A 16,612-nucleotide genomic window follows, 5' to 3' on the forward strand; every position below is an offset into this window, starting at 1 on the left:
GGTATTCCTTCCATCGCCTGAGCGGCCCCTAGACCTCGAGCCGCATGACCCAGCGCCATTTGGCGATCTTGCGGTCGCGGGTGAACCCGAGCTCGGTGAAGAGGTCCTCCGGCCCGGTGTGGAAGAACGCGCCGGGCTGGGGTTTACGGTCCTCGACCTGCTCGGGGTACGCCTCGACGACACCGCCACCCGCGGCCCGGATGGCCTCGAGCGCACCCCGGACCGCGGCCATGCCCACGCCCTTGCGGCGGTGTCCCTTACCCGCGAACGTGCAGGTGATCCGCCAGTCGGGCAGATCGGTGAGCTCCTTCTCGTAGGCCTTGGTGTTCTTGACGTTCGGGAGCTCCGCGGGCGGCCCGTACTGGCACCAGCCCACGCACTCGTCACCCTCGAACACCAGGGCTGCGTGCGATCTGTCGGAGCAGACTCGCGCGAGCTTCGCCTGGCGGTTGCCCTCTCGCGTCTGGCCCGGGTGGCCGACACCCTCCGGGTGGAAGCCCATGCACCAGCAACCACCCCAGACCCCGTTGTTGTGCTCCACCAGCGCGGAGAAGGCGTCCCACGTCGACTCGTCCAAGGCGCGAACCTCGTAGCTCATACCGGCAGATTAGGCCGATGAGGAAGGCCATTCCACCGACTCATGGCAGGTGGGTGTCACACCTTGGCCGGCTGCGTCGTCGGAGAGACACCACCCACGACGAGAGGCAGCACCATGGCAGACCTGCAGCGCATCGCCGACCGCGTCGAGATCGACGCCTTGCGAGGAGAGTTCAGCGATGCGGCGATGATGAACGACTACGAGCGGCTGGCATCACTGTTCACGCCAGACGGCGCGGTGCGAATCCCGGACGCCAAGATCGAGGCGGTCGGCCGAGAAGGCCTGCTGGCGCTCGGTGCTCAGCGGGACGTTCTGATGGACTTCTTCGTACAGACCACGCATCCGGGCATGATTCGTCTGGAGGGCGACGTCGCCTCGGGGCGCGCGTACATCAGCGAGCTGATCCGGCTCCGCGACGGGAGCTCGCACCTGAACTACGCGATCTATCACGACCAGTACGTACGCACCGAGGACGGATGGAAGTTCACCGACCGCACCTACGAGATCCGCTACCTGGACAGCTCGCCTCTCGGCGGAGCACCGATCCGTCCCTTCACGACCGGAGACACCGCAGATGATGACGAACGACCCTGATGGACCGGACCGCGTGGAGCTCGCCGACGCGCCGACGAGGCAGGCACGCAACTCCGCGACGTTCTGGGCCGCGACCGGATCATCGCGCGGTGATGAGGTCGTCCGGCAGCGGGCGTACGTCGCGGTCGTCGGCTCTGCGCGGACCGGCTCACGGGTCCTCATCCAGGAGCCGGACCTGACCGCGTCCGAGTGCGCGGAAGTCCTCGACCTCGTCCGCGGGGCGTCCGGTCCGATGACCGTGGAGGACCCGTTCAGCGCGCTCGACCTGGGTGAGCTCGACCTGCGGAGCTGGCAGATGCCGGTGATGGTCCGGCAGGTCTCGCCGGCCGTTGCGCCCGCGATGGACGTGGTCCGCGTGGGCGACGACACCGACCTGCAGGCGGCCGAGCGGATCGTCATCGACAGCTTCGACCTGACGTCGTTCGAGCCGTACCGCGCCGGCGAGCTGTTCCCGCCTGCGTTGCTCGAGCAGCCCGGGGTGGACGTCTACGTGGCGACCGTCGAGGGGCAGCCTGTCGGCGCGTGCGTGGCCGTCGTCGCCGACGGCCTCGGCAGCCACTACTGGGTCGGTACGCCGTCCGCGTCTCGGTCCCGCGGCGCGGGTCGAGCCGTCATGGCCGCGTCGCTCGTCGATATGGGCGGACTCCCCGCGACCCTGACCGCCTCCCGGTTGGGCCGTCCGTTGTACGAGTCGCTCGGCTACGAGCTCGCGTCACCGTCGACGTGGTGGGCCTCGCGCTGACCGCCATCGGCCCGGGTGGGCGACGTCGGCTGGTCCGGCCAGGCGACGGCGTACGCCGCCTGCTGCTCCGAGTCGAGCCGGACGTACCGGAGCAGCTCACGCACGATCCCGGCGTTGCCCATCGCCCAACCCGGTTGTGGGACAAGGGAACTCGGCTCAACACGGTGCTCGACGTTGGACCAGCGCGCACCGTCCGCGTCGACGGTGGCGCGCTGGCGTAGGTCGTCGACGAGGACGTCTGCGAAGTTGCGCGCGGCCAGGTCCGGATTCTCGACGGTCAGGTCCGACGAGAGTGCGAGGACCCCGGCCGTGCCGCAGCACCGACCGTTGTTGTCCCAGAACCCAGGCCGGCGTCGCTCGGGGAGTCCGGAGATCGTGACCGTCGTCCAGCAGCGGTCGACCAGGCCCGTCCAGGCCTGGTCGCCGGTGACCTGGTGCAGGAGCCGGAAGGTCTGCGCGTCGCCGGCCGGACCGTGGCACCAGCCGTAGCTGTAGCGCTCGATCAGCTCGGGACGATGCTGCGGATCCGAGTGCGGCACCAGGAAGCCCGAGGGGCCGGACTCCTCGCGCGCGACGACATCGGCGGCACCGGCGAGCGCCAGGTCGAGCAGGTCGCCTCGACCGCTCGCCTTTGCGACAGCCGCCAGTGCGCTGACGATGCCGAGCGTGCCGTGCGAGATGTGATGGAAGCGGGCGACGAGCCCGGTCTTGCCCTCCCAGGTCACGCCGTGCGCGGTCGTCTCGGCCAGGCGGAGGTAGGGCTCGACGGCCAGGACGGCCAGCTCGATGTCCCCGAGTGCGAGCGCGCCGAGTGCAATCCCCGCGTTGCCGCCGAGCAGCTCGATCTGCACGTTCCACCGCTCACCGTCGAACGCACGACGGACGTCATCCAGGATCGTACGAGCCTTGCGTTGGGCAGCGTCGTCGCCGAGCAGATCACCAACAGCGTTGAGGGCAAAGGCGACTCCGGTCTTGCCGAAGTAGAGGCCGCAGTGCTCCCAGTCGTCCACCGCCGATGCCAGCCCGGCAGCGCCTGACAGCGCGGCTTCGCCGAGCCGGTCGTCGTTGAAGTGCTGCTGGCCTTCGAGCAGAGCGAGTACGACTCCCGCGCCTCCGCTGTAGAGCGTCGGGTCAATCTCGTCGTCGTCCTCGGGAGTGCTGCGCCAGCCGACGCCACCAGGTACGGGGACCCCGGAGCTGATCATCCAGTCCAGTCCTGCGCGGGCAAGGCTCTCGGACTCGGTCACCAGTGCGTCATGGTCCACGCGACCATCCTCCACGCCGGGGCACGGCTGACCCGACCCGGCCTGCCCGCTTCCGGATCGGAAAGAGGAATGACGTGGGTTGACTGAATGCTCAATAAACCTTTAACAGTCCCAAAGGGACGTTGGCGCGCCGTCTATCGGCATCACCTACCAAAACTTTACGGATCTCTGAAGATTCCCACACTGTTGTCGGCCGCTCACTCCAGGACCCTGACCACATGACGCCGGGCTCGGCGGGGCCAGCGGTGCTGAAAGGCATCGTCAGATTGGGGAGGTCAGGATGAGTCAGACCGAAGATCACGAGAGCGATCTCCGTCGCGCACTGGACGCGCTGAACGAGACGGACACCTCGAAGGCCCGTGAGGCCCTTGAGGCTCTTGCCCACGCCAGCGGAGCGAGCAGCGGTCTGTCGCATTCCGCGGTGGCACGAGTGGCGCTGTGGGGCGCACGATCGCGAGGACGGGCGGCCTAGTGGTCGTTGTCGAGCGCGTCCACCGCCCGAGTGAAGGACCTGAGTTGCTCGGGGGACAGTGCTGCGATGCGGGCCACGAGCTCGGCCCGCTCCGGCCGATAGGTGTTGTCCAGGCGGGCGACGTCCATGCGGACCGCCTGCTCGACGGCGTCGTCGCTCCAGTACTGGCCGGGGATCCCGAAGTAGTCGGCGATCCCGTCCAGGATTTGCCACGACGGGTTGGAGCGGTAGCCGGTGCGCAGGTGGCCGATCGAGGAGGTCGAGGCCGAGATGCCGCGCTCGGTCAGATAGGCCGCGATGCTTTCGGACGTCGCTTTGCTGCCGTCGGCGTTACGGATGTTGGCCATCAGCCAGTTCAGCTTGATGGCGAGCCGAGGCACGCCGCGATCCACATCACCCATGCTGCCGCCGCATCCTCGCTCGCCAGCACACGCCGTGTCGCATGGCGGAAGCCTCCCATATCTGATGTCCAAATGGTGCTACTAAAGTAGCGAAATACTCCATCAGTAGTTATTCTCGGCCGTGTGAAGCACGTGTCGCCCCGATGTTGCGTGGCCACCAGCGCTGTTGCGCTGGGGCCGGGTGCGGAGTGCGTACAACCGCTTCCTGACGCGGACCACGGCGGCGACGCCGACCCGGTCTCTCTGGGGGAGCCGGCATGACCCGCAAACCGGACCGCCGCAGCCGAGACGACTTCGACCCGCAGTCGGTGCCGGTTTATCCCGTGGGCCGGATGGAGATCCGGCCCGGGGCGGACGGTCGCGACGAGTCGGCCTGGCTGGACGGCTACGAGGTCCCGATACCGCACGGATCGTCGGCGCGCGAGGTGCTGATCGAGGCGATGGCAGCGCGGGCCGCAGCACGCCCGGGAAGCATCAAAGCCCTGCGCGTGGTCGGTCTCGACGCGAACGGCTCGGAGCTCGAGCTCGTCGTCACCGCCGACGGCACGGTCCACGACGTGTCCGCCCAGGCGTCCGACAGCGACTCGATGGTGGTCACCCGCAAGATGCTGCTGGGGGTGGGCGCTGGGCTGACGGTGGTGGCGACGGGCCTCGTCGGCGCCATCGCTTTGACGAGCCGGGACGCTCCACCTCCGCAGGCCGCAGGCACTCGTACGGTGACCTACACCCCGCCGGCCACGCCGACGCCCACCCAGCTGCCGGCATTGGCGCCGCCAGGCTGGTCCGACCACGCCGAGTGGGCCTCACCGCCGATCACCAGCGCGCGTCCCGACGTCGCGGTCACCGGACGGGGCGAGTCCTCGGTCGTCTGGATGGTCACCGGTCAGCCGCAGCGGATGACGGCGGTGTCGGGCACCAACGGGCATGTCCTGTGGTCGGTGGCGCTCGGGGATCAGGTGACTGCCGGCCCCGTCGCCACGGTGGTCAATGGCCAACCGGTCGTCATGGTCGTGACCGGCAACACGCTGCGCGCGTGGCCGGCCGACGGCTCGAAGGCGTCCGCCGGGCAGTCGTGGGCGCTGCCCACCGGCAGCCGGGTCACGCTGACCGCCGGCGGACCGATCGTGCGCCTCGACGGGCAGCACGTCGGTCTCGTGGACGGTGCGCAGCTCGTCCAGCGCGTGCTGCCCGCAGCGGCTACGCCGGTGGCCGTGCTGCCCGGCGCTCGCCTGGTGGCGGCGTTGGGCGGCCAGGTCTGGACGGTGACCACCAACACCACCGCGCCTGCCCCTGCTCAGCTGGTGGCGCCCAAGGGCACCTCGGTCGGCTCGGTCGTCTACGCCGACGCGCAGCGGCTCGTGGCGACCCTGGTCAAGGGCGCCGACACCCAGCACGTCCAGCTGGCGTCCTTCCCGTTGGCGGGCGGCCCCAAGCGCAACCCGCAGTGGCACACCGGGCTGCTGCCCGCCATCAGCATCGACCCGCAGCAGGGCCTGCCGGTCGGCGACGGCTGGGGTGTCTACGGCACGACCGCGGTGCCGTGGGCCACCGGCAAGGCAGTCGGCCTGCCACGCGACTGGTCGACCTTTGCGATCTCCGGCAAGCTCGGCTGGGGCCGATCGGGCGACCGGATCCTGACCGTGACCGAGAAGGGTCTGGCGGGCGCCAGCCGTACTCCTCCCGGGGCGCCTGTGGCGACGGAGGGCGCGACCACACCGGTCGGACCGGTCGCCATGGCCGACGGCCTCGCCCTGATCCCGGCGGCCGACGGGCGTACGACTCGGGTGTACGCCGTGCTGCCGGAGGATCCGTCCGCCACGGCGCCGCCCTCGACCACGGCACCTCCCGCCACGGCGAAGCCAAAGGCTTCGTCGACGGCACCAGGAAAGGCGACCAAGCCCGCTCCCTCGAAGACACCGGCGCCGCCTCGGCCCTCGACGAGCGGCGCGGGACGATGAAAGCCCTCGCCCTGCTGCCGATCGTGATCGTGCTGCTGATCATCGTCCTGATCGGCGGGATGAGCTCCTCCAACAACGAAATGCTGATCACTCCGACGCCGATTGGTGCTGGTGGCCCGTTGGACGAGGGCAAGATCCCTGCGCAGTACGTCAACCTGGTCAAGCAGGCCGGCGCGAAGTGCAAGGAGGTCACTCCGGCGTCGATCGCCGGTCAGATTCGCCAGGAGTCCGTCTGGAATCCCCGGGCCAGCAGCGGCGTGGCGAACGGCATCGCGCAGTTCACGCCCGCGACCTGGGCGACGTGGGGCAAGGACTACAACCAGGACGGCAAGGCCGACGTGTGGGACCCCGCCGACGCCATTCCGTCGCAGGGCGACTTCATGTGCGCGCTGGTCGTGATCGTGAAGGGTTACGTCAGCAAGGGACAGGCCAAGGGCGACATCCTCACCCTCGCGTGGGCGGCGTACAACGCTGGGCCTGGGCGGGTGCGGCAGTACGGCGGCGTACCGCCGATCCCCGAGACGCAGGACTACGTCATCAAGGTGCGCCGCTACATGCTCATGTACCAGCAGGGGGGCGGGGGCGGGGCGCCGGTCGGTGACGGCAAGTTCATGAACCCCTTGCAGGGGCAGCCCTACCGGCTGTCTTCCGGGTTCGGGCCCAGGGGCGCGCCGTGCGCGGGCTGCTCCACCACGCACAAGGGCCAGGACATGGCCATCGCCACCGGTACGCCGATCCGTGCGGCGTGCTCCGGTCGCGTCATCGTCGCCACCGCTGGGCTGGGCGGGCTCGGCAACGGGACGGCCATCGACTGCGGCAGCGGCGTCACCACGATCTACGGCCACCAGTCCCGGATGGCGACCACGACGGGCAAGGCGGTGCGGATGGGCGATGTGATCGGTTACGTCGGCTCGACCGGGCACAGCTCCGGCCCGCATCTGCACTTCGAGATCCACACCGGTGCTCAGGCGACGAGCTCCATCGCCTGGTACTCGGGTACGCCCATCGACCCGATCCCGTTCATGAAGAGTCACGGAGCCCCGCTATGAGACTCGTGCGACTCGCGGTGGTGCTGCTGTGTGGCGGCACTCTGGTCAGCGGCTGTGCTGACCGATCTGCGGACCCTCCAGAGGCCACGGTCACCGTGACCGCGAAGCCTTCGTCCACTCCGCCGGAGTACAGCCCGCCACCGGTTCCGTTGGGGCGCAAGGGAACTCCGCGCGGGGCCGTCAAGCTGCCTGCTGTGGACCTGCAGAGCCCGGCTTCGGTCTGCAACGCGTACGTCCTGACGTCGAGGACCTCGGACACGCGGCTCGACAACAGTCGCAACGACGCTCAGCGTCGAGCCAGTCAGTGGCTGGCGGCCGAGTTGCGGATGACGATCGCCACGCCGATCGGCGGATCGCCCGGCGCGGACTGGCGTCAGCTGAAGGCCCACGACGGTTACACGACCGCGACGGCGGAGTTCGTCGATGACGAGGGGTCCCTCCCCTCCAGTGCCACCGAGCGGTCCTGCGTACTGCTCACCACGGTGACACGGCATCAGGCCAACGGCGCGGCCTTGGGTCCGCCGGAGCAGTTCATGATCACGGTCACCGTCGTACGCGAGACGGGCGTGTGGAAGGTGCAGAAGGAGATGGTGGAATGAGCCGTTCCAGTCGCCGGACGAGCGAGCCGGCGAACCAGTTCTTGGCGGTGCAGGAAGCCCCGTCGCCATCTCTCGACGAGCTCGACCAGATGATCACCGATCAGCTGCTCGGCGACGAGGTGCGCGAGGACGGGCCGGCCGAGCCGCCGCACATCGAGCTGCCCCCCGATGCGCACGTCCCCGACCTGGTCCGGGGCGGGCAGCCGGTGGCCGAACGGCTGCACGTCGTCGGTCTGCACGGCGGCGCCGGAGCCACCACGGTGGCGCGCTGGCTGGGCCCGGTCGCGATCGATGCGGGCCGCTCCCTCCCGGTCGGTACGACTCCTGCGAGCGTGGTGCTGCTCGTCGCTCGGACGCATGGGCACGGGCTGGATCAGGCGCTCGGCGCTGCCCAGCTGTGGGCCAGCGACGGCCTGGCCGATATCCAGCTCCTCGGCGTGCTGCTGGTCGACGACACCTCGAGCGATCTCCCGAAACCCCTTGCGCAGCAAGCCAAGACGGTTCTGCGCGCCTTCCCCAACGGATGGCGCTTGCGGTGGTCGGAGCAGTGGCGGCAACAACCCGTACCTGATGTGTCGGACATGAATGTGCGGGTTCGCCGGACTCGCACTGACCTCGTCAAACAGGCCTCCCGGGCCATCAACGGAAAGTGAGAATCGGCATGAGCTCTTTAATTGCCGCAGCGCCCGCGGTCACCCCCAAAGCGATACCGGGCATGGAAAACCTCGTCACCATCATCAACTGGGTGGCCTGGATCGTGGCCATCATCTGTGTGCTGGCCTTCCTGGCATCCCTGGGTGTCATGGCCATGGGTGCGGTCCAAGGCCGCGAGATCGAAGGCATCAAGGGTCTGGGCACGTCACTGGTCGCGACCATCGCGATCGGCGCGACCACCAGCATCATCGGCACCTTCACGGGTGGTCTGCCCTTCAAGATCAGCCCGACCGAGGTGCCGGGGATGCACAACATCGTCACCCTCATCAACTGGACGGCCTGGGGCGTGGTGATGGTCGCGGTCCTGGCCTTCCTGGCGTCGCTGGCGATGATGGCGATGAGCGCCGTCCGCGGCCGGTCGATCGAAGGTCTGCCGGGTCTCGGCATGTCGGTCGTCGCCTGCATCGGCGTCGGCGCGACGGGTCTGATCCTGGGCACCTTCACCGGCGGACTGCCGGTCTGACGAAGACATAGGTGAGGGCGATGGATACCGACGACTGGCGTACGTCGCTCGGACCCACGTGGTGGGGAGCGGCCGGGCTCTTCGTCGTGCTGATTCTGGGCCTGGGCGTCTGGCTGCTGTTCGGAGGTTCGGACGAAGCAGCCGGGCGGCAGGCGATGGCAACCGTGACCGTCACCCCTCCCTCGGGCTCAGCGCCTTCCGCAGGTGCGTCGAGTCCCTCTGCCGGCACGCCCTCGGCCAACTCTGCGGCCGCTGGCACGAGCTGGCCAGACGCCGACCCCGGCTGTCATGGCGGTACGCCCAACGGAGCGATCCCCAAGAGGCCGCCGGTCCCCACGACCTGGGTGCAGGTCAGCACGGTCGAGGTACCCGTGACGCCTGCTGGACCAAAGACGGTGAGCGGCGACCTACGGAAGTGCTACCAGCACTCGCCGACCGGTGCGCTGCTGGCAGCCATCAACGTGTTCGCCGCGTCCTCTACGTCCTCGGACTACACCCGAGTCATCAAGAGCCAGTGGACACCTGGTTCTGGACGTAACGCGTTGATCACCGAGCTGGACGGAGGCGGCAAGGACACACCCAATCCCGGCCCGGCTGCACTCAAGGGGTTCTCGGTGGCGCGCAGCTGCAGCCCAGCGAAGTGTCTGGTGTCAGTTGCCACCGGCACACCGACCGCACTCGGCGCCATCGTGATGCCGATGGTCTGGCACCAGGGCGACTGGTACGTCGATGGCACGGCGCCGATGCCGTCCTCGGGCCCGATCGACACGCTGACAGCGGAGTTCACACCTTGGGGGCCGGCATGATGATGCAGACTCCAGACGCAGTCCCCTCGATCTGCATCACCTTCGGCGGGTGTGCCAAAGAGGCAGCCAACAGCGCCTTCGAGGCTTTCGTGAAGGCGTTGGGCGCCGGGGCTGTTGCTGTGATGAAGTTCTTGGCGACGTTTTGGCTGAGAGTTCCGGATCCGAAGATCGCGGAGCATCCCGCGGGAGTCTGGTCGGGCGCTGGGGACATCACCAAGGTGCAGAATCTCATGGCGCCCTACACCGCGACGTTCGCCGTCATCGGATTTCTGGCCGGACTGGCCCGGATCGTGATTGCCCAGCGTCCTTCCGAGGCCCGCGAGCTGGTGCGGATGATCGCGCTGCTGATGGCCGCGACGACGGCCGTCGGTGCGGTCACGCAGCTGTTGCTGGATGCCGGTAACGCGTACTGCCCCTACATCTTGAACGGGGCGACCGACTCAACCTCCAAGGACGGCGGCGAGGCGATGACCAAGATCATCGCCCTGACGATGGCAAACGGCAATCCGCAAGCCGCCTTGGGGATGTGGCTGATCATCTACATCCTGGTGATCCTCGGCGCCATGATGCAGGTCATCTTCATGATCCTGCGTGGTGCGGTAATCCAGGGACTGCTCGTGTTCGTTCCGTTCCTGGCAGCCGGCACCGCCTCTCAGGAGGGCTACGCGCGGTTCAAACGGTCGATCGCGCTGCTGGTCGCCTTCGTGATGTACAAGCCCGTCGCAGCCACGATCTATGCGCTGGGCTTCGCCCTGCTCAAGAACGCCCCGCAGTCCGGTGGTGGCGACAAGAGCGTCATGACCGCGATGTACGGCCTGGTTCTGGTCATCATTGCGAGCCTGGCTCTGCCGGCGCTGATCAAGTTCGTGATGCCGATGGCCTCCGGCGGCTCGTCCTCGATCTTCTCGGGTGGTGCGGCGGTCGGCATGATCGCCGCCGGTGCGGCCATCGTGGCCACGGCCGGAGGCGGTGGAGCGGCGATGGGTGCCGCCAAGGCCGGCGGCTCCGCGACGGGCGCGGCTTCGGCCGGCGCCGGAGGCGGCGGCGGTGGTGGCGGAGGCTCGCTGGCATCTGGCGCCGCCGGTGGCTCTGGTGGCGGGTCCGGTGGCGGTGGGAGCTCACCGCCAACCGGTGGCGGCGCCGCGGATGGCGAGTCGACCGCGGCTGCTGGGACCGGCTCGTCGTCGAAAGCCAAGGCCGGCGAGAGCTTCGGCTCGAGTGGCGACCTGTCCAAATCGGCTGATCAGCAGAACGTGCCGTCCACGCCGTCAGCCGCGGGTCTGAACCCGGTCGGTGGCCCGAAGTCCTCCGGCGGTCAGGCGGGCGCCAAGACGTCCGGCACGTCGCGTAGTAGCGCGGGGAGCACTCCCATGGGCAGCTCAGCGAGCTCGGAAAGCGGGGGGAGCAGCCCCGCCGGCGCGGGCAGCAAGGGCACTCGTCGTCCTTCCGGCCCGCAGGTTGCGGGTGTCGTGGGCCGCACGAGCTCCCGCATGCGGCGCGAGGCGGATGAGCTCGCCGACTCTGCGGACGACGTGGACGCTCCCGAGGGCGCCAGCGGGTTCCTGGACTGATGGGTGCAGTGATGAATGAACGACGCGTGGTCGGGATAGACGCTGACCGATCGAGGAGGCTGGCATGAGCACGGAGACCGCAGCGGATCGCCCGGAGATCACGTACGGCAACCTGCGCAAGCCCGGGCTGCCGGGACTGTTCGGTCTGTCGGCGTTGCAGGCCGTAGCCACAGCGGCGGCCGCCATGGTGCTGATGGTGCTGTGCGTGATGGGCCAGCTGGTGGCGGCCGGGGTGTGGTTCGCCCTCGTTGCGATCGCGCTGGTGCCGGTCCTGGTGCCATCCCGTGACGAGCAGAACCGCTACTCCAAGATGGGCCGGTGGTTCAGCCACGCCTCGGCTCGGCGCAAAGGCAAGACCCTGCTGCGACAGGGTGTGGCCGGTCGTACGCCGGAGGGCACCTGCCGGCTGCCAGGCTTGGCGGCGCAGTCACAGCTGAGCGAGTTCACCGATGCGTACGGCCGCGCATTCGGGCTGATCTCGATCCCGCGAACCCACCACCACACGGTCGTGATCGAGGCGAACGCCCCAGGTACGACCGGCGTTGACCGCGAGTCGATCGACTCGCAGGTGGCGCACTGGGCTGCCTGGTTGGCCGACCTGCGCCAGTCCGGTGACATCGTCGCGGCGGCCGTCGTCGTCGAGACGGCTCCCGACTCGGGCCAGCGGCTGCGCCGGTTCGCCACGCGCGGACTGGTCCAGGACGCACCGGAGTTCAGTACGGCTGTGCTCGGCGAGGTGCTCGACACCCTGCCTGCCGGGTCGGCCGCCATCTCGACCCGCATCGCCATCACCTTCACCGGCCGGCCGCGGGTGGAAGGCATGGGTTCGAAGGCGCTGTCGACGCGTGAGATGGCCGACGAGATCGCCACTCGGCTGCCGGGCCTGGTCCATCGCCTCGGCACGACAGGCGCGGGTACGACCTGCCGCGCCTGCACGGCACAGGAGATCGTCGACCTCACGCGCGTCGCGTTCGACCCGTCGGCGGCGGCCGATGTGGAGCAGGCGCGACTCGAGGGCACCGGAACCGGTCTGACCTGGAAGGAGGCCGGCCCCATTGCGGCGCAGACGAACTACGAGTCGTACGTCCACGAGTCGGCGATCTCCCGGACCTGGCAGATGCAGGCACCGCCGCGGGGCGTCTTCTACGCGGCCACGTTGAAGGATCTGCTGAGCCCCCACCGCGACATCGCTCGCAAGCGGGTAGCGCTTCTCTACCGGCCCGAGGACCCCGAGGCATCGGCCACGGCGGTGGAGCGGGACATCAACTGGTCGCGGTGGCGTGCGTCGCAGAAGGAGCGGATGACCGAGCGGGCCCGCGCGGACTTGGAAGCCGCCCAGAAGGCGGCGCGTGAGGAGCAGGCCGGTGCATCACTGGTCCGGTTCGGAATGCTGGTCACCGCAACGGTTCTCGATGAAGCCGACATGCCGATGGCCGAGAAAGCCGTCGTGTCCAACCTCGCCGCTCCGGCCAGGCTCAAGCTGCGCGTCGCCAAGGGTTCGCAGGACGTGGCCTTCATGGCCGCGCTGCCGCTGGGCGTGATCCTGCCCGAGCACATGCGGCTGCCGACCAGCGTCCGGGAGGCGTTGTGAGCGCGCTGGGGACGGTGCGCCGCGGCAAGCAGCCCGCGCAGCAAGCCCCGAAGAAGTCCGCGAAGCCTCCGAAGTCCACGAAGAAGCGCCAGCGCGGCCTCCGCGTCGCGATACGCAAGGCGCTGGCCGGGCGGGCCGAGGCGCATGACCGTCCCGGGTTCCGTGGCTGGAACCGCCCGGGTGGCGGCCCGGCGATGCATGTCGAGGCCGCTCCGGAGTACCGAGGCACGAGCGTGCAGGTCTGCGGTCTGTGGCCGTTCTCGGCCGGTATGAGCAGTCAGGTGATCGGCGCGCCGCTCGGTCGGCACCTCTTCACCGGGGCGACGGTCTGCGCGGATCCCGTCAGCTGGTTCCTCGCCAAGCTGATCTCGTCGCCGTCGCTGTTCGTCCTCGCGCTCAACGGTCGCGGCAAGTCGTCCCTGATTCGCAGGATGGCCGCGGTGATGCCGGCCTGGGGTTACATCCCGATGATCCTGTCGGACCTCAAGCCCGACTACTCCGAGCTCGTCACCGCGCTCGGCGGCCAGGTCATCACCGTGGGTCGTGGGCGCGGCAACGTCAATCCGCTGGACTCCGGCCCGATGGCCGACATGCTCCATCGGCTGCCTGAGCGAGAGCGTCGCGAGGCGATCGCGGACATGGAAGGTCGCCGCCTCAATGTGATGATCGGTCTGTGCGAGCTGGTCCGCAAGGGTCCGCTGGAGGACTTCGAGACGACGTTGCTCGCACGGGCGCTGCGAGTCCTGGATCGTGAGCACGAGGGCGTACCCGTGATGCGGGACGTGCTCGACATCGTCCTGCAACGACACCCGGATCTGGCTGCGGTTGCTCAGGATCGGGGCGATGTGGGCCGGTACGCCGACCGCACCGAACGCCTCATCGACGCCTTGATCGCCCTCGGCGAGGACGGCCCGTACGGCGACACGTTCGCGCGGCCGACCTCGACGCCGATGATGATGGACCGGCCGGTGTCGTTCGACATCTCCTCGGTGCAGAACGAGGACAAGGAGCTGCAGGCCGGTCTCCAGCTGGTGTGCTGGTCGTACGGCTCCTCCGCGATCAGCGCCGCGAAGTTCCTGGCCGAGGCCGGTCTCGCGCCGCGGCGGGTCTACTTCATGGTGTTCGACGAGCTGTGGCGCGCCCTTAACGCCAGTCCGCTGATGGTCGACCGGATCGACGAGCTGACCCGTCTGAACCGCCAGCGAGTGCTCGCCCAGGCGCTGATCACGCACACCTTCGCGGACCTCACCCTGGCCACCGAGGAGGCGACCAAGAAGGCGCGCGGATTCGTCGAGCGTTCCAGCATGGTCTGCCTCGGCGGCCTGCCCGAGGACGAGATGACGACGCTGCGCAAGGTCGTGCCAGTGACCCGCGCCGAGGAGCGCCTCATCACCGACTGGTCCATGCCGGGCGATCGCGATCCGGTCACCGGTGAGGCCGGCGCGCCGCCCGGACGAGGCAAGTTCCTGCTCAAGATCGGCCGCGAGCCCGGGACTCCGCTCGAGGTGGAGCTGACCGGCCTGGAGGCCGAGGTCAACGACACCAACCGGCACTGGAAGGACGTCATCGCCTCCCGTCGCGGTGAGCCCACCTGGAGCGGCGAGGCCTCATGAGATCCGATCCGAGGCCCGGCCGGATCCGGGATCCACGTCAGAGCAACGAGCTGATGTGGTTGGTAGCACTGGCAATTAGCGTGCCGCTGCTCCTGGTGATCGTCGCCGGCGCATACGTCTACCGCGCCGCCGGCGGTGCGGCTGCCATCGCCGTGGTGGTCGGCTGCCTGCTGCTGTCGCTCGCTCTCTTCCTGGTCATTCGTCGCGTCCGGCCCAGCGCAGGGTCCGACCACCAGTGGACCGATCACCTCGCCGGTGTGATGAGCGGCAAGCAGGACGTCCGCACGCTGTCCGAGCCCGCGGTCCGTGCCGTCGCCGAGCGGGTCGGGTCGACTGCTGGTGGATTCGGCCTACCGGTCGGCAAGGCGATCAACCCGTCGGTGTGGCTCTACAGCTCGGTGGAGTGGGTGCAGCTGTGGTTCATGGGCCCGCGGATGGGCAAGACCTCCAGCATCTGCATCAACCACATCGTCGAGGTGCGGATGCCGGCGGTCGTGACTTCCAACAAGCGCGACATCGTCGACGCGACCCGTGGCCCGCGTAGCGAGATCGGCCGGGTGTTCGTGCACGACCCGCAGCAGATCGTCGGCGAGCAGCCCACCTGGTGGTGGTCGCCCCTGTCCTACATCATGGCCGGCAACGACCAGGTGGCTCGGGCAGGCCGGCTGGCCGCGGTGTTCGAGGCGGCCGTCGAGGACCGTGAGTCGGTCCGCGACTCCTTCTTCGGTCCGGCGTCCAGCGCGCTCCTGGCCGACGTACTCCTGGCCGCCGCGGTGTCCGGCCAGCCGCTGTCCCAGGCGTACCAGTGGTTGGCGTACGCCGACCCGCAGGACCTGAACCGGTCGGGCATCGACAACCCCGCGGACGTCCTGGCCCGCGCAGGCTTTGCGCGCGCCGCGCAGGAGGTCGAGTCGCATCAGTTCAGCCCCGACAAGCAGCGCGCCGGCGTCTTCCAAGGAGCGCTGAAGGCGATGGAGTTCGTCCGGGAGCCGACGTACTCGCCCTGGTACGAACCGCACGGACCCGACGACCAACGGCCGCAGTTCAACGTGGACGAGCACGTGGTCTCTTCGGACACGCTCTACCTCGTGTCCAAGGAGGGCAAGGGCTCGCCGCGCGCGCTGACCGCGTCACTGACGATGGCCGTCTGCGATGCCGCTGAACGCGCTGCCCAGCGCACTCGCGGCCGGCTGCAGGTGCCGCTGCTGGTCGAGCTCGACGAGGCCGCCAATGTGTGCCGATGGCCAGAGCTACCAGACCTTTTCAGCCACTACGGGTCCAAGGGCATCCTGCTCGTGGTGATCCTGCAGTCCCGCGAGCAAGGCGTCGGCGTCTGGGGCGAGAGCGGTATGCGCACCCTGACCTCGGCGGCCAACCTCGTGGGTGTCGGCGGCGGGATCGAGGACGAGAAGCACCTGCGCGAGATCGTCGAGCTGATCGGTCCGCGGCAGGTCATCACCTCCTCGCGCAGCGCCGGCAACCAGGGCCACCGTTCGATGTCCGACCAGGTCAAGGACGAGCAGATCTTCACGGCAGCCGACCTGCGCGCCGTACCCCCCGGGCGCGCAGTGGTCTTCGCGTCTGGCGTACGGCCGATCCTCACCCGGATGGTGCCGTACTACGAGAAGCCGTACGCCAACAAGGTGGCGGCCAGCAAGGAGTACTACGAGACGGAGCACGACCAGCGCAAGCAGCCGAGCCCTGAGGGAGCAGCATGAGCCGGGACGAGGAGCAGTATCGCGATCGGTTGGTTGTCGTGTCGGACTCCAGCGAGCGGGCGCCCGTCATTGCGTACGGGTCATTGCCGCAGTTCGTCGAGCGGTGCATCCTGCCCAACTGGCGGCACGAGACGGGCGGCAACGACGGCGCCCGCTGGTGTCCCCGCTGGTGGGCGCACTCCGAGGCCATCAGCGTGCTCGACGGCCTCTGGGAGTCCTTCGAGGTGATGCGTCTGGAACCGATCCCGGCGATGTCGCTCTGGCGGCGGGACCACCTCTACCCGCACATGGCGCACCTGACCCGGCCGGACGGCACGTTCTGGCAGTGCGGGCTGGACAAGCGGACGCGCGAGTTCAAGCACGTCGTGCCGGACATGTGGCCTGTCGAGCAGCCGCCGCCGGGTGTCTTCACAGCGGAGCCGTCCCTGGCCGATCAGGTCTGAGGGCTGTACGCCCGG

At 68.9% G+C, this 16,612-nt stretch carries 17 protein-coding genes; 14 read left to right on the plus strand and 3 right to left on the minus strand.

Going from position 1 to position 16,612, the window contains the following annotated elements:
- Positions 1–28: 28 nt before the first annotated feature.
- A complete protein-coding gene (locus VV02_RS02760) occupies positions 29–598 on the minus strand; it encodes a hypothetical protein (RefSeq protein WP_052589637.1) in 570 nt (189 codons plus the stop codon).
- Between the two features lie 114 nt (positions 599–712).
- On the opposite strand from VV02_RS02760, the gene VV02_RS02765 reads away from it, so the two are divergent.
- Both VV02_RS02765 and VV02_RS02770 read left to right on the plus strand, forming a co-directional pair.
- Positions 713–1,192, plus strand: a complete 480-nt coding sequence (locus VV02_RS02765) for a nuclear transport factor 2 family protein (protein WP_052589639.1) — start codon at positions 713–715, stop codon at positions 1,190–1,192.
- On the plus strand, positions 1,173–1,934 hold the full coding sequence (locus VV02_RS02770) for a GNAT family N-acetyltransferase (RefSeq protein ID WP_218917338.1): 762 nt from the start codon (positions 1,173–1,175) through the stop codon (positions 1,932–1,934). Before VV02_RS02765 ends, VV02_RS02770 begins: the two co-directional genes overlap by 20 nt.
- Here VV02_RS02770 and VV02_RS02775 read toward each other — a convergent pair.
- The gene (locus tag VV02_RS02775) at positions 1,892–3,199 is read right to left on the minus strand and encodes a lanthionine synthetase LanC family protein (protein ID WP_218917339.1); all 1,308 of its coding nucleotides are present in this window, start codon (positions 3,197–3,199) and stop codon (positions 1,892–1,894) included. The genes VV02_RS02770 and VV02_RS02775 overlap by 43 nt on opposite strands.
- A gap of 280 nt (positions 3,200–3,479) precedes the next feature.
- Here VV02_RS02775 and VV02_RS02780 point away from each other — a divergent pair, with 280 nt between their 5' ends.
- The gene (locus tag VV02_RS02780; RefSeq protein ID WP_052589642.1) at positions 3,480–3,671 is read left to right on the plus strand and encodes a hypothetical protein; all 192 of its coding nucleotides are present in this window, start codon (positions 3,480–3,482) and stop codon (positions 3,669–3,671) included.
- Here VV02_RS02780 and VV02_RS02785 read toward each other — a convergent pair.
- Positions 3,668–4,072 (minus strand): hypothetical protein, encoded by a 405-nt coding sequence (locus tag VV02_RS02785; protein WP_052589643.1) that lies wholly within the window; start codon positions 4,070–4,072, stop codon positions 3,668–3,670. The genes VV02_RS02780 and VV02_RS02785 overlap by 4 nt on opposite strands.
- A gap of 257 nt (positions 4,073–4,329) precedes the next feature.
- On the opposite strand from VV02_RS02785, the gene VV02_RS02790 reads away from it, so the two are divergent.
- From VV02_RS02790 to VV02_RS02840, 11 genes are all read left to right on the plus strand, one after another.
- Positions 4,330–6,030, plus strand: coding sequence for a hypothetical protein (locus tag VV02_RS02790; RefSeq protein ID WP_052589645.1), 1,701 nt, complete (start codon positions 4,330–4,332; stop codon positions 6,028–6,030).
- Positions 6,027–7,079 carry a peptidoglycan DD-metalloendopeptidase family protein gene (locus VV02_RS02795; RefSeq protein ID WP_052589647.1) on the plus strand — a complete coding sequence of 351 codons (1,053 nt, stop codon included), beginning with the start codon at positions 6,027–6,029 and terminating at the stop codon, positions 7,077–7,079. Before VV02_RS02790 ends, VV02_RS02795 begins: the two co-directional genes overlap by 4 nt.
- Positions 7,076–7,678: a hypothetical protein gene (locus VV02_RS02800; RefSeq protein ID WP_052589648.1), complete on the plus strand. Its 603-nt coding sequence runs from the start codon at positions 7,076–7,078 to the stop codon at positions 7,676–7,678. The genes VV02_RS02795 and VV02_RS02800 overlap by 4 nt, the downstream gene beginning before the upstream one ends.
- Positions 7,675–8,331: a DUF6668 family protein gene (locus VV02_RS02805; RefSeq protein ID WP_052589650.1), complete on the plus strand. Its 657-nt coding sequence runs from the start codon at positions 7,675–7,677 to the stop codon at positions 8,329–8,331. Before VV02_RS02800 ends, VV02_RS02805 begins: the two co-directional genes overlap by 4 nt.
- A gap of 62 nt (positions 8,332–8,393) precedes the next feature.
- Positions 8,394–8,855 (plus strand): hypothetical protein, encoded by a 462-nt coding sequence (locus VV02_RS02810; protein WP_052589652.1) that lies wholly within the window; start codon positions 8,394–8,396, stop codon positions 8,853–8,855.
- Between the two features lie 20 nt (positions 8,856–8,875).
- Positions 8,876–9,661: a DUF8175 domain-containg protein gene (locus tag VV02_RS02815; RefSeq protein ID WP_052589653.1), complete on the plus strand. Its 786-nt coding sequence runs from the start codon at positions 8,876–8,878 to the stop codon at positions 9,659–9,661.
- Entirely contained in the window at positions 9,658–11,232 is a 1,575-nt protein-coding gene (locus VV02_RS02820) for a hypothetical protein (RefSeq protein WP_157063243.1), read from the plus strand. Before VV02_RS02815 ends, VV02_RS02820 begins: the two co-directional genes overlap by 4 nt.
- Before the next feature lie 64 nt (positions 11,233–11,296).
- Positions 11,297–12,823 (plus strand): SCO6880 family protein, encoded by a 1,527-nt coding sequence (locus VV02_RS02825; RefSeq protein ID WP_052589657.1) that lies wholly within the window; start codon positions 11,297–11,299, stop codon positions 12,821–12,823.
- Positions 12,820–14,436, plus strand: a complete 1,617-nt coding sequence (locus VV02_RS02830; RefSeq protein WP_052589659.1) for a hypothetical protein — start codon at positions 12,820–12,822, stop codon at positions 14,434–14,436. Before VV02_RS02825 ends, VV02_RS02830 begins: the two co-directional genes overlap by 4 nt.
- On the plus strand, positions 14,433–16,154 hold the full coding sequence (locus tag VV02_RS02835; protein ID WP_083449858.1) for a type IV secretory system conjugative DNA transfer family protein: 1,722 nt from the start codon (positions 14,433–14,435) through the stop codon (positions 16,152–16,154). Before VV02_RS02830 ends, VV02_RS02835 begins: the two co-directional genes overlap by 4 nt.
- On the plus strand, positions 16,151–16,597 hold the full coding sequence (locus tag VV02_RS02840) for a DUF4913 domain-containing protein (protein ID WP_052589662.1): 447 nt from the start codon (positions 16,151–16,153) through the stop codon (positions 16,595–16,597). Before VV02_RS02835 ends, VV02_RS02840 begins: the two co-directional genes overlap by 4 nt.
- The last annotated feature ends 15 nt before the right edge of the window (positions 16,598–16,612 follow it).

Source organism: Luteipulveratus mongoliensis, from assembly GCF_001190945.1.
Classification (GTDB): domain Bacteria; phylum Actinomycetota; class Actinomycetes; order Actinomycetales; family Dermatophilaceae; genus Luteipulveratus; species Luteipulveratus mongoliensis.

Coding starts and splice junctions, on each gene's coding strand:
- VV02_RS02760 (WP_052589637.1), bottom strand. CDS start 598: ATGAGCTACGAGGTTCGCGCCTTGGACGAGTCGACGTGGGACGCCTTC.
- VV02_RS02765 (WP_052589639.1), top strand. CDS start 713: ATGGCAGACCTGCAGCGCATCGCCGACCGCGTCGAGATCGACGCCTTG.
- VV02_RS02770 (WP_218917338.1), top strand. CDS start 1,173: ATGATGACGAACGACCCTGATGGACCGGACCGCGTGGAGCTCGCCGAC.
- VV02_RS02780 (WP_052589642.1), top strand. CDS start 3,480: ATGAGTCAGACCGAAGATCACGAGAGCGATCTCCGTCGCGCACTGGAC.
- VV02_RS02785 (WP_052589643.1), bottom strand. CDS start 4,072: ATGGGTGATGTGGATCGCGGCGTGCCTCGGCTCGCCATCAAGCTGAAC.
- VV02_RS02790 (WP_052589645.1), top strand. CDS start 4,330: ATGACCCGCAAACCGGACCGCCGCAGCCGAGACGACTTCGACCCGCAG.
- VV02_RS02795 (WP_052589647.1), top strand. CDS start 6,027: ATGAAAGCCCTCGCCCTGCTGCCGATCGTGATCGTGCTGCTGATCATC.
- VV02_RS02800 (WP_052589648.1), top strand. CDS start 7,076: ATGAGACTCGTGCGACTCGCGGTGGTGCTGCTGTGTGGCGGCACTCTG.
- VV02_RS02805 (WP_052589650.1), top strand. CDS start 7,675: ATGAGCCGTTCCAGTCGCCGGACGAGCGAGCCGGCGAACCAGTTCTTG.
- VV02_RS02810 (WP_052589652.1), top strand. CDS start 8,394: ATGGAAAACCTCGTCACCATCATCAACTGGGTGGCCTGGATCGTGGCC.
- VV02_RS02815 (WP_052589653.1), top strand. CDS start 8,876: ATGGATACCGACGACTGGCGTACGTCGCTCGGACCCACGTGGTGGGGA.
- VV02_RS02820 (WP_157063243.1), top strand. CDS start 9,658: ATGATGATGCAGACTCCAGACGCAGTCCCCTCGATCTGCATCACCTTC.
- VV02_RS02825 (WP_052589657.1), top strand. CDS start 11,297: ATGAGCACGGAGACCGCAGCGGATCGCCCGGAGATCACGTACGGCAAC.
- VV02_RS02835 (WP_083449858.1), top strand. CDS start 14,433: ATGAGATCCGATCCGAGGCCCGGCCGGATCCGGGATCCACGTCAGAGC.
- VV02_RS02840 (WP_052589662.1), top strand. CDS start 16,151: ATGAGCCGGGACGAGGAGCAGTATCGCGATCGGTTGGTTGTCGTGTCG.